Annotated in this window: 7 protein-coding genes and 1 pseudogene; 4 read left to right on the plus strand and 4 right to left on the minus strand. The window is 72.2% G+C overall.

Features of this window, described 5'->3' with window-relative positions:
* Nucleotides 1–14: 14 nt before the first annotated feature.
* Complete coding sequence (locus AB0C46_RS00890; protein WP_362825144.1) at nucleotides 15–1,169, minus strand: peptidoglycan bridge formation glycyltransferase FemA/FemB family protein; 1,155 nt, start codon at nucleotides 1,167–1,169, stop codon at nucleotides 15–17.
* Between the two features lie 820 nt (nucleotides 1,170–1,989).
* On the opposite strand from AB0C46_RS00890, the pseudogene AB0C46_RS00895 reads away from it, so the two are divergent.
* From AB0C46_RS00895 to AB0C46_RS00905, 3 genes and pseudogenes are all read left to right on the plus strand, one after another.
* Nucleotides 1,990–2,363: pseudogene (locus AB0C46_RS00895) on the plus strand (hypothetical protein).
* A gap of 660 nt (nucleotides 2,364–3,023) precedes the next feature.
* Nucleotides 3,024–3,422 carry a hypothetical protein gene (locus AB0C46_RS00900; protein ID WP_362824656.1) on the plus strand — a complete coding sequence of 133 codons (399 nt, stop codon included), beginning with the start codon at nucleotides 3,024–3,026 and terminating at the stop codon, nucleotides 3,420–3,422.
* A gap of 572 nt (nucleotides 3,423–3,994) precedes the next feature.
* Entirely contained in the window at nucleotides 3,995–4,897 is a 903-nt protein-coding gene (locus AB0C46_RS00905) for a VCBS repeat-containing protein (protein WP_362824657.1), read from the plus strand.
* 174 nt (nucleotides 4,898–5,071) lie between these two features.
* Here AB0C46_RS00905 and AB0C46_RS00910 read toward each other — a convergent pair whose 3' ends face one another.
* On the minus strand, nucleotides 5,072–5,629 hold the full coding sequence (locus AB0C46_RS00910) for a hypothetical protein (protein ID WP_362824659.1): 558 nt from the start codon (nucleotides 5,627–5,629) through the stop codon (nucleotides 5,072–5,074).
* A gap of 298 nt (nucleotides 5,630–5,927) precedes the next feature.
* Here AB0C46_RS00910 and AB0C46_RS00915 point away from each other — a divergent pair, with 298 nt between their 5' ends.
* Nucleotides 5,928–6,800, plus strand: coding sequence for an NmrA family NAD(P)-binding protein (locus AB0C46_RS00915; RefSeq protein WP_362824660.1), 873 nt, complete (start codon nucleotides 5,928–5,930; stop codon nucleotides 6,798–6,800).
* Nucleotides 6,801–7,406: 606 nt separating this feature from the next.
* Here AB0C46_RS00915 and AB0C46_RS00920 read toward each other — a convergent pair.
* Both AB0C46_RS00920 and AB0C46_RS00925 read right to left on the minus strand, forming a co-directional pair.
* Nucleotides 7,407–10,250: a condensation domain-containing protein gene (locus AB0C46_RS00920; protein WP_362824662.1), complete on the minus strand. Its 2,844-nt coding sequence runs from the start codon at nucleotides 10,248–10,250 to the stop codon at nucleotides 7,407–7,409.
* Nucleotides 10,240–12,168, minus strand: a complete 1,929-nt coding sequence (locus AB0C46_RS00925; protein WP_362824663.1) for a non-ribosomal peptide synthetase — start codon at nucleotides 12,166–12,168, stop codon at nucleotides 10,240–10,242. Before AB0C46_RS00925 ends, AB0C46_RS00920 begins: the two co-directional genes overlap by 11 nt.
* Nucleotide 12,169: the final 1 nt, after the last annotated feature.

Genomic DNA, 12,169 nt, shown 5'->3' on the forward strand with positions numbered 1-12,169 from the left:
CGGGCGGCGCGGGCTCAGCGCCCGCGCCGACGCATGTACAGGTCGAAGGCGCGGTAGACCAGCGGTCGCAGCGGCAGATCCCACTCCCCGACGTACCGCACCGCCCGCCCCCCGGTGCCGACCTTGAACCGGATCAGGCCCACCTGCGGATCGGCGGCGTCGAGCGTCGGCGTGATGCCGCGCAGGTCGTACACGTCGCAGCCCGCCGCCAGGGCGTCACGGATCATCGCCCATTGGCACGCGTTGGAACCCCGCACCTCACGTTTGGCCGTCGAGGAGGCGCCGTACGCGTACCAGGCGTGTCCGCCGACCCGCACCAGGATCGTCGCGGCCACCAACTCGCCCTCGTGGCGAGCCAGATGGAGCGCGATCCGACCGGGATCCTCGGCGCTCAACTCCGCGAACATCGTCTCGAAGTACGCCAACGGCCGCGGCGTGAATCCGTCGCGCGCGGCGGTGTGCACATAGAGCTCGTGGAACGCCGCGAGGTCCGACTCGGCACCGACCGTGACCTCGACCCCCACCTTCGCGGCCTTCTTGATGTTGCGGCGCCACTGCTGGTTCATAGCCTTCAGAACGTCGTCCTCCGACCTTCCTACCAGCGGCACCTCATACGTGAACTGCGGCTGCCCGGCACCGAACCCGTCCTCAGGGCTCTGCGGCAGCCAGCCGCCCGCCCGGAGCCGTCGGCTCACCTCGGCACCGGTCGGATCGACGTGCCCATCGGGGAGGCTGGTGAGCCGCCCCACCCCCGGATCGGCCACGCCGTCCTTGACCTGCGCCGCATCCCAGGTGTGCGTCCGCACCGGCGGACACAGCCGGATCGCGAACGCGCCACGGACCTTGAGATATGCCGCCAGCGGGTCGAGCCACGCACCGATGTCCCCAGACCAGTCGATGTCAGGACCCCACGGCACATACGCAAGCGTGAACCGCGACAGCCCCGGTACCGGCCGGTGAAGGACAAGCCCCGCCCCCACAAGCCGCCCGCCGTCGAACCATCCGAGCGACTCACTGCGCCACTCCGTCTTCACCCGCCCCCACGCCGGAGTCTGCACAAAGTTCACCGACCGACGCGCCCGCACGAAAGCCAGGTGTTCGGCGTCGCTGATCGGCGCGACGGTCAGCGTCACAGGGAGGGACAGGGGTGCTGGTTCGCGGTAGGACATGACGCCAGTCAAGTCGGCCCTGTGTTGCCGGCGCGTATCCGCTTTTCGATACACCGAAGATATGCGCCGCTCAGGCGCTCCGCGCCTGTCACAGATAGTGCTGCTCACCGTCAGCGGCAATCGTGAACGTTCCCTGGCCATCCGCACCACTGATAGCCCCAACGCCCCCTACACGGAAGGCCCCTGTGCCAGAACCCACACCTTCACCTATCGTTCCAGCTGACGTAGCACCCCCACGCAGACGTGATCTCAGTCACGCAGTCGCGCAGGACAAAGAGACAACATGCTTCGCTGCAACGCGACACAACAGGGACTCTCGACCCTCGCGTAAAGCGACATGACCTGTGTGGGACACAGCGCCTGCCGCCACAAGGGGCCCCGAGGTAAACGTCCTCGGAGCCAGAGACCGGTCCGGACCAGCACCCCGCAGGCTCACCCTCGGCTGGTAGCCAGCCAGACCAACCTGCGATTGTCACCGCCGGGACGGCCGCCACCCCGACCGCCGGCAACACAGCGACCGGCGCCGCCAGCATCGGAGCACGCACCGCACCCGCCGTGATCGTCGTCCCGCCTTCTCCGCCGGGAGCGGGGATGCCACACCCACCTCTTGGACGTCTGTGGTGAGGCGGCCTCCGGAGCCATCGCAGAAACCCGTGGGCGGACCACTGCGACCCCTGCTAATCTCCCGGAGGCCGTGCGAGACAACGAGGAGGTGGTACCCGTGAACGCAGTATCGACATGGGTGCTCCCCTCCGGGGTCACGGTCGGGCGGTAGGTCGTCCGGGAGCGCCGTTCCAGTGCACTCCCGAAAGGCACGACCATGCACTTCACTTCTGAACGGCGCCTCGACGATGGCGTCCTTGAGCGCGAATTCACCCTCGGCGAGATCCCCGGCACCCTGTGGACGCCGGGATCCGCACCGGCTCCGCTGATCCTGATGGCCCACAACAACGGCCTGCCCAAGGGGGAATCCCGGCTGGTGGCCCGGGCCCGGCAATCCGCGTCGTACGGCTATGCGGTGGCCGCCATCGATGCCCCCCGGGTGCGGTGACCGGCCCCGTTCCGCCGCCCGACCTGTTCGACGCCTTCGGCACCAAGGAGAAGACGCTGCACGCCAATCTGGGCGGACACACCGGCACCCCATGGTTCGAGGTGGAGGACGGAGGCCGGTTCTTCGGCCGGCACCTGAAGTGAGGCCCGGCCGCCAGGCAGGCAGCAGACGCTAGGCGATGTCGGCCAGGATGCCGCTCATCGAGGACAGGTCCCGGCCCTCCTCGATGGCGGTGGCCAGCAGTGCACAACCGCCCCGGTCGCGGCGGTACCGGCTATCGGCGGTACCGGCCGGTCGGGGCGGCGCTCGGCCACCAGCGTCTCCATCAGCTGGGCTCGCCTGGATCGTCCTGCCTATGCTGCTGCTGACCCACTGCTACGACCGGTTCTCCTTTCCCCTCGGTCTCGTACGCCGCTGGGCCGGACGCATACCCGGCGCGGTCCGCGCAGTGTCGCGATCTGCTCTTCCTCGGCGGGGGAGTCGAGGACGCGCTGCGCCTCGCCCGCCGCGCCGGAGAGCGGGGCAGCCGTGTGCTTCATGACCGATTTGGCTGGCCGAACAGTCAGTTGAGCCGATCGTGGCAGGTGGTGCAGTGAACACTGTGGTCCGTACGCACGATGTCGAGAAGATGGGTTCGATCAGTGGCAGCAGCGAGCAGGCCGACCGCTCCCCGACCCGGACGGCCTGAGGAACCGGGAGGCCAGGGCGCGATGGTCGGCCTCTTCTGGGTCGACCGCGCCGGGTGCTGGCTCGGTGCCCCGCCCGGTGGGGAGGGGGGAGGAATATGGCTAACGGACGAAGGGGTGGAGACGGTCGGAGAATCGGCCGCGGTCCGGAGCTGGACCCAAGTGGAGCGGGTTGCCGTGCCGGACGCTCCCGCCCGCTCAGCCTTTCGGCGCGGCCTGAGCATGGTGATCGACCTTGCGACCACCATGGTGGGCTTCGGCGGCCCCGAAGGCCCGCCACTGATGACGGTGCACGTCACGCACACCGATGGTGAGAGCGAGTACATCGTCCCCTCGGCCGCCGGGTCGGCCTATACGGAGCGTGAAGTGGAGCTCTCCCACCGCCTGCTGGCGCGCTTCGTGGCCGGGGAGTTGAACCCGTCACTGCTCAGAGACTGGTGGCGGTCGGCCGGCCGCTCCGCCGGCCCGAAGCCGGCGGAGCGCGAAGCGCTGTTGGAACAGTGGTGCGGTCGGTGAGGCCGTTACTGGGCCGCCGCCCCGTACCACTGTGCGTGTTGCGCTCAGCTGCGTCCAGCGTCCGGTGCGCTCGTCCAGGATGGCGCCGTCCTCGTCGGTGAGGACAGGATGGTGCTCTCACGCAGTCGCCACATGGGAGTTCACCCCCCCATCAGGCCGGGGCGGTCTCCCGCTGCCGCAGCCGGACTTCGGCGGCGACGGCGAGGTGCGGGGCGCCCTGGGCGGTGGGCTGTCCGGCCGCGGCCCGCTGGAGCATGGTGGCCACCGGCGCCTCGGTGACAGTCCGGCGGCGGCCAGCCGGGAGGAGGGGCCGAGCAAATCCCGCAGCACCAAGGCGCGTTCGCGCAGGCCCGCGTAGGCGAGGTTCTGATCCGGTCCGAGTCATCACCAAGGGCGGCTATCCCCAACGGGGTTGCCGCCCTTTCGCGTTGCCCTCCGGGCGGAATTCGGCATTCACACCCCACCGCAAAAACCACTGGGACAGACGTGCAAAGATCCGGACAATGATGCGGGCGCTTCCCACACCTATGCGGAGCGCACCGCCTGATTCCGCATACCTCATGGAGTCATACGTGACCCAGTCTTCCCGGCGTACACGCGCCCTGTCGCGTCTCGTCACCACGGCGATCACCGTCGTCCTGATCGGTGCCACCGCCGATGCCGCTCTGGCCGACGCTCCTGCGGCCACCGGTCCGGCGAAGAACGTCGCCCGGAGTGCCGCCGCGGCCGGGCAGCACAAGCCCACCCCGGCCGCGCCGTTCTTCTTCCTCTCCGGCATCCTGCCGTCGGGCCAGATGTACGTCTACATGCCCGACGGGAAGGGCGCCTTCGACGACCGGTCGGGCGCCTACGTCTGGCCACACTTCAGGCACGGGGTGTCGACCGACCCCGATCTGATGGGGTATCAGGACGGTGCGTACCACGTCATGGACGACGGTGCGCTGAATCTCTGGCGCAACGGGCGCCTGAAGAAGGTGGCCACCGGCTGGGGTCAGTACAACGTCGTCTTCTCCCCGGGCACCCTGGGCGGCGCCAAGCACCCCGACCTGCTGGCCCGCGACAAGCAGGGCGTCCTGTGGCGCTTTCAGACCAAGGCGGACGGCTCGCTGGCACCGCGCGTCAAGGTCGGCCCCGGCTGGAACCAGTTCACCCAGATCGCCGGTAAGGGCGACCTGACCGGCGACGGCAAGCCGGACATCGTCGCCCGCGACAAGCAGGGCGTCCTCTGGCTGTACAAGGGCACGGGCGATCTGCGGAAGCCGTTTGCGTCCCGCGTGAAGGTGGGTTCCGGCTGGAACCAGTTCAACAAGCTGGTGGCCACGGGTGACGTCGGCGGCGACGGCCGCAGCGACCTCCTCGCCCGCGACCCCAAGGGCAACCTGTGGCTGTACAACGGCACAGGCAAGGCGTCGTCGCCGTTCAGGCCCCGGGTGAAGGTCGGCTCTGGCTTCAACCAGTACCGCGATCTGTTCTGACCATCCGGCTCGTACCACCAGCCCGGCCCGGCCGGCAGCCGTGAGACAGCCTCGGCGAGCGCCACGGATCTCCGGATGCAGGGCAGTTGGCCCGGGACGCCCCGCCCCGCCCCGTCGTGGGCGGGGGCGGGGCGTCCCGGGCTACCGGCGGCAGAGAACGGCCGAAGGGACGGGCTATGGGCGCTGTCCCGCGGTCCCGGTGCCGGGTGGCTGCTTGCCGGCGATGAACTGCTGCACCGTCTCTTCCAGCTCGGCGAGGGTGTCCTCAACGGGGCTGATCTCAAGGACCGCCAGCAGCGATACGCAGGTGGCGGCGTAGCCGCCGAGTTCCACGATGAGGTCGAGGAAGGCGTCGTGGTCGTCTGCGATGAGGTTGCCGAGCAGCTCGGCGGCCTGGCCAGGGTCATCCATGCGCAGAGCGAGCAGCAGGTCCAGCATCGGGGTGTCTTCGGCGTCCTTTTCGCGGCGGGCGGCCACCAGCTCGTCGATCAACTGCTGCGTGGTGATGTTTTTGTGGTCGGCCAGGACCGCGGTCAGGTCGCTCGCGCAGACCGCCGTGCCCAGTGCCAGGAGGGTGAGCCGCTCCATGCCCTCGTCGTCCGCGTCGGCCTTCGCGGCACGGAGCACGACTTGGCAGGCAGGGTCATCGCCCCGGCGCACCGGGGCTTCTCGCTGTGCGGCCGCGTGGGAGGCGTGTAAAAGCTCCATCACGAGCGTGTGGTCAGCAGGCATGCCCCCATCCTCCCGTGCAGCCGCCCTCTCGGGGGACGGAACGGTGGAGATGAGTGGATGCGGGGCGACGTCTCGGTTGATGTGGCCCAGCTCCGCTGTTGCGCCTCTGCGCCCGCCGAGCCACAGAAACTGTCGCGGGAGTCGGCCCAAGAGGAGGCGTTGCTCGGCCGGATGCGGCGGAGCAGCCCTTCCTGACTCTGCGTTCAAAGGTGCCACCCGGCTTCCGGGCTGGAAATGTGCTGGAGTCAGGCGCTGTTGGGGCGAAAGAGGTCTTGATCGCATTCTCGGAGGGGGATCTATGCCCATTTTGGTCACTACGCCGAACGGAACGGTGGGGCGCTACCTGACCGAAGCGCTGCGCGACCGGAGCGATGTGCGCTTCTTCGTTCGCTCCGAGGCCGGCGCCAAGGCGCTTGGCACGGTCCGCGGTGAGGTCTTCCGCGGGAATATCACCGATGCAGAGGACATCCGGGGTGCGGTCGCCGGCGTGGACCGGCTCTACCTTGCACATCCCTTCGCCGCAGACCAGGTTGCCGCCGAAACGAACCTCGGTCTTGCCGCCATCGAGGCCGGCGCGCGCCGGATCGTCAAACTTGGCGCCCGAGCTTTCACTGGCAACGGGATCGTCCCGGACGCCGTCACCGGCGCCCATGACACGATCACCGAGCGACTGCGAAGCGTCGGCGTCCCAGAACTGACTGTTCTACAGCCCGATCGTTTCCTGCAGAACTTCCTCCCGGCAGCGGCCTCGATCGCCAAGGGCACGCTGGCCGATCCTGCCGGACCTGGTGCCCGGGGTTATGTGGACGTGCGGGATATCGCGGCGGTCGCGGTCGCCGAACTCCTGGCGGCGCGTCCGATCGGTGGCGAGATCGAGATCAGCGGTCCGCAGGCACTGACGCTGCCCATGCTCTGCGACCGCTTCGGCGCCGTTCTCGGCAGGCCGGTGCGGTACCTCGACGTTCCACTGGACGGCGCCTGGCGGGCCGCGCTCGCGGACCGTGGAATCACACCGCAGGTCATCGACGGTTTGCACGGGCTGTACTCGAACTATCGCCACGAGGGTGCGGCCGGTCTCGGTGACGGCGTTCAGCGCGTGCTCGGCCGCCCGCCGCGCTCGGTCGAGGACTTTGCGGCCGAGCTGCTGGTGACCGCCGTGTCCGGTACCTGACCCCCCGCCCCGTGCCGCAGCGGTGGCCGACTGTGGCCCCTGGCGGACTCCGGGTCTGAGGCCGGCGGGCCGGGGAGCTCGCCGTATCTCACCCCGCGCACGGCGCCCCCCGCCGCTGTGCCGCCCCGGCCGCCACGCCGCAGCCGCAGGTGCCGGAGACGTTCACCGGCCCGGCCGCGCCCGAGGCCACCGAGCCGGAGGATGCCGCGCCGGGGGAGGCTCCCACCCCGGCCGTCTCGGATCGCCCCGCTCGTCCGGCCGCGCGCCCGGCGACATCGCGGCGTCACGGCGGCGAAGAAGGCCGCCAAAACTGGGTGAGCGGCCACCACCCCGGCAGCCTGGGCACGGAGTCGATGGACCCGGCGCTGCCGCAGCTCAGGCTCGTCGTTGGCCACCCGCCGCGACAACAGCGTCCTGCCGTCGGCCAAGGGCGAGACCGTGGTGATGGCCCTTGCCGCTGTCGATCCCTGCCCATGCCCATATCCGGCTCATCGTGCTCCCGGCGTATGTGTTCGTGCTCTTCCTGCCAGGGACGACCTCGCCGGCCGCGGGAGTGCGCCCGGTGGCCAAGGAGCCACCGGGCGCGTCGTCGTCATACCGGGCGGTTCACCGCTCGGACGGGCCGGCCATCGCGGCCAGGGCGGAGCGCCAGTCCTCGCCCGGCTGCAGGCGCAGGGACGGGGACAGCCGGTCGGAGTGGTAGTGCCAGCGGTGGTCGAGGTCCGGATGGACCTCGTCCGTTTCGAGGATCTCGCTGTCACTGCCGAGCAGTTCGGTCAGCGCGGCGGCGAGGTGGTGCCAGGTGACATGTCCGCTGACGGCGTTGGCGACGCCGTGCACGGGGGAATCCAGACAGGAGACCACGGACCGGGCCAGGGCCGCGGCGTGCACCCAGGCCGCGCCGTACCAGGCATGGCCGCCGCTTCCCGGCCGGGGCACGGCGATCGGCCGCCCCTCTCGCGCGGCCTGGTAGAGCACACCGGTCGCGCCCCAGCGCAACTGGTCCCGCAGCCGGTGGTGCGGACCCCAGACGAGAGGGGAACGGACGGCGCTCGCCCCGCCCCGGCCCTGGGAACCGGCGGCCTGCAGCAGCAGCGCCTCACAGTCGAGCTTCGCCTGTCCGTACGGGCTCAGCGGCTGCCCCGGCGCGGACTCCTCCGCCACCCACTCGCCGGCGGGGTGGCCATAGGCGTCCACGCTGCTGACGAAGACGAACGGGCCGCGCGACCAGCTGCCGACCATCGCCGCCATCGCCGTCACATCGACCTCGGGACGGGTGAAGGTACAGGCCGCGTGGATGACCGCATCGGCGCTGTCGACGGCCTTGCGCAGGCCGTCCAGGTCGGTGAGGTCGCCCTCGATGACGTCCACACCGTCGCCGGCGACCAGGTGCGCGGATTCGGGGCGGGCCAGGGCCAGCACCGGGCGTCCCTGGGCGGCCAGTTCCCGCAGGAGGAACGCACCGACCCCGCCGGTGCCGCCGGTGACCAGGACCGTGCCCTCGCGCGAGCGCCGCGGACCGGCCGTGGTGACCGAGGGCGCGGCGGCCCGCTCCGCCGCGCGGGCGTCCAGCAGCGCGGTGACCGCGCGCGGAGTGCGGGCCTGCATGATGTCCAGACCGGTCAGCGGCAGCGTCAGCGCCCGGCGCAGCCGTTCGGCGAGCTGGACGGCGATCAGCGAGTGGCCGCCGAGGAGAAAGAAGTCGTCGTCGGGCCGGGGCGGACGGCCCAGCAGCGCGGTGAAGCCTTCGGTCACGGCCTCGGCGCGAGCGCCTTGCGGTGCGGGCGGCATGCCGGGAAGCCGGGCCGGGTCGGCCGCGCCGTCGGCCGTCCGCGGCAGCGTGTCCAGCAACGTCACCGCGGCGGGCACCAGTTCCGGAGCCAGTACCGCCCGCAGACGGGAGCGGAGCTCGGCCGGTGCCGGGCCGCCGATCTCGCGGAGTACGGCATAGGCCAGCAGCGGGCCGCCGGCCGGTTCGAGCACCGCGGCCTCGGCCACCCCGGGGTCCGACCGGAGCAGCGCCTCGGCCGGGTGCCCGCCGGTCTCGTCCCGCGGCGCCGGCGCCCCACCGGGCAACCGGGACAGCCGCAGGCCCGGTTCGTCCGCGACCGCGGTGAGCAGCGCGCCGTAGTGCGCGCCGAGACCGGCCGCCGCCTCCTCGTCCAGCGCGGTCCGGCCGTACTGGACGAGGCCGGCGGGGGCATCGGTGTCCACCAGTCCGAAGGAGAGGTCGAACTTGGCCTCACCGGGGCCGACCTCGACGTACTCGCCCACCGTCCCCGGCAGCCGCAGGATCGTCGGTTCACCCAGGACGTCCGCGGTCACCCGGATCAGCGCCGTCCCGTCCGTGCCGCGGGCGGCGGCGCCGAGCCGCTCCAGGATGAGATCGAAGGGCACGTCGCGGCACTGCTGGGCGTCGAGCAGCGCCTCCCGTACGCGCTCGACGAGCGCCGTGAAGGCCGGATCGCCGGCCGTGTTCACCCGGACCGGGAGGGTGTTGACGCACAGCCCGACCAGGCCGCGCATCTCCGCGCCCTGCCGGTGGGTACCGGCGACCCCGATCACCAGGTCGTCCTGGCCGGTGAAGCGGTGCAGAGTGGCGAAGGCCGCGGCGAGGGCCACGGTGAACAGGGTGGCCCGGTGCTGCCGGCCCAGCTCGCGCAGGGCCGCCGGCACCCGCGGGTCGAGCGGGGTGGTGTGCGTTCCGGCGGACCGGGGGCCACGGTCGGCGGGCGGGTTCGCGGGGCGGGGCAGCCGCAGCGGGGAGACGCCTTCGAGGCGGCCTTCCCACAGGCGCAGGCCCTGTTCGAGGCGGTCGGCGGCGGCCTGCTCCCGCCGTGCGAAGTCCGCGTACTGCGGGGGCGCCGGCAGCTCGGCGGCGCCCCGGGCGGCGGCCGAGTAGAGCTCGGCCAGTTCTCCGGCGACGGTCTCCAGCGAGGCACCGTCCAGCGCGATGTGATGGAACGTCAGCAACACGGTGTGGTCCTGCGGGCCGTGCCGCAGGACCAGCGCGCGCGGAACGGGACCGGCGGCGAGGTCGAACGGGCGGTGCGCCTCCTCGGCCAGCAGGGCACCGGCACCGTCGGCGGCCGTCTCCACGACGCGCAGCGCCATCGCCTCCGGTGCGGGCAGCACCTCCTGGTAGGGCTCACCGTCCTGTTGCCCGTACCGGGTACGCAGAATGTCGTGGCGCCCCACCAGCGACGTCAGCGCGGCGGCCAGCGCGTCCAGGTCGAGCGGACCGCGCAGCCGGGTGGCGAACGGCACGCTGTACGAGGCGCTGCCCTGGCCGAGCCGGTCCATCAGCCACATCCGGCGCTGGGCGTGGGAGAGCGGCGCGGGTCCGTGATGGACGGCGTCGGGGACCGGAGCGGGGCGGGCGGCGCGGGAGCGCGCCCGGCGCAGCAGCTCCTCCTGGAGCGCCGCGGCGGCGGGGGTGTCAGTGGCCATCGGTGTCCTCCGGGGCGCCGGGGCGCAGATCGCTGTGCGTGGCGAGCAGCGCGCGCTCGACCAGCGCGGCGTGTCCCGCCACCGTGGGAGCGGCGAAGAAGTCGGCGAGGGTCAGCTCGACGCCGAGGTCCTCGCGCAGGTCATCGGTGACGGCGAGCGCCAGCAGCGAGTGGCCGCCCAGCGCGAGGAAGTCGGCATCCGCACGGGTGACTTCACGGCCCAGCGACCGGCTCCAGATCTCGGCGACCGCCTGCTCCAGGGGGCCGAGCGGTCCGGCCGGGGCACCGGGCCCGTCCGCGGCGACCAGGTCGGTCAGGGCGCGGCGGTCGACCTTGCCGGACGGTGTGAGCGGCAGCGCGTCGACGAGCTGCACCTCGTCGGGCACCAGATGGGCGGGCAGGACGGCGGCGAGCCGGTCGCGCAGGGCGTCGGGGCGGGGGACCGGCCCGGACGCGGCCACGACGAACGCGGCGAGACGGGCGTCGTCGGGGGAGGGGCGGTGCACGGTCACGGCCGCGTCCGCCACCTCGGGCCGCTCCCGCAGGGCGTGTTCGATCTCGGCCGGTTCGATCCGGAAGCCGCGTATCTTCACCTGGTCGTCCGTGCGCCCGTGGAAGTCGAGGTGCCCGTCCGAGCGCCGGGAGACGAGGTCGCCGGTGCGGTAGAGGCGCCCCGGCCCGGGGCGGTGGACGAAGCGCTCGGCGGTCAGCTCCGGCTGCCCGGTGTAGCCGTGCGCCAGCCGGCTGCCGCCGATCCACAGTTCGCCGCGATCACCGTCCTGGACGGGCCGGCCGGTGTCGTCCAGGAGATGCACGGTCGCGCCGGCGATCGGCCGGCCGATGGGCACCTGGCCGTCGCAGTCGGCGTCGGTGACGCGGTGGGCGGTGGTGAAGGTCGTCGCCTCCGTCGGCCCGTAGCCGTTGACCAGCTCCAGCCAGGGGAAGGCCCGCAGGACCGCGCGGGCATGGTGCGCGGACAGTGCCTCGCCGCCCACGATCACCGTGCGCAGCGGCGCGAAGATCCGGGAGCGGCGGCCGGCCAGCTGGTGGAAGAGCGCGGTGGTGAAGAAGGCGACGGTGACGCCGTGGCGTTCCACCTGCCGGGCCAGGTCCTCGAACGACGGCCGTTCGGCGGTGCACACCACCACCGCGGCGCCGTTGGCCAGGGCTCCCCACACCTCGAACGTCGAGGCGTCGAAGGTCATCGGCGAGTGGAAGAGCACCCGGTCACGGGAGGTGAGGGTGAGATACGCCGGCTCGGAGACCAGCTCGGCGATCGCGCGGTGCGGTACGGCCACCCCCTTGGGGCGGCCGGTGGAGCCCGAGGTGAACATGATGAACGCGGTGGCGTCCGGGCCCGGTTCGGCCGCCGGGAGGTGACCGCCGTCCACCAGCGGCTCCGCGGGCAGCGCAAGGGTGGCGCCGGTGAGTGCCGCGGATTCGAGGAGCTTGCTGTCGCCGACGGTCAGCGTCGCACCCGCCTCGGAGGCCAGGGCCTCGGAACGGGCGCGCGGATGCGCCGGATCCAGCGGCACACACACGGCGCCCGCCCACCACAGCGCGAGCTGGGCGACGACGGTCCGGGCGCAGCGGGGCATCAGCAGCGCCACGGAGTCACCCGGGCCGACGCCGTGCGTCCGCAGCTGCGCGGCGAGCGCGCGGGCCGACGAGACGAGCTGGGCGTAGGTGAGCGTGGTGTCGCCGTCCGCCACGGCCAGGGCGTGCGGGATCCGGGCGGCGTGCCAGGCCACGAGGGCCGGCAGGCCGGCCGCGGGCGCGGGCCGTTCGGCCGCCGGGACGGGCGCGGTGCGCTCACCGGACGGGCTGTGCGCGGGTGACGGGGTGCCTTCGGTGGGCACGGGGCCTTCCTTCCGGGTGTCGGGGGAGGACGGAAACGCGGGGGTGCGGGGGGTGGTCATC

The sequence above is a fragment of the Streptomyces sp. NPDC048637 genome (assembly GCF_040650675.1).
Taxonomy (GTDB): Bacteria; Actinomycetota; Actinomycetes; order Streptomycetales; family Streptomycetaceae; genus Streptomyces.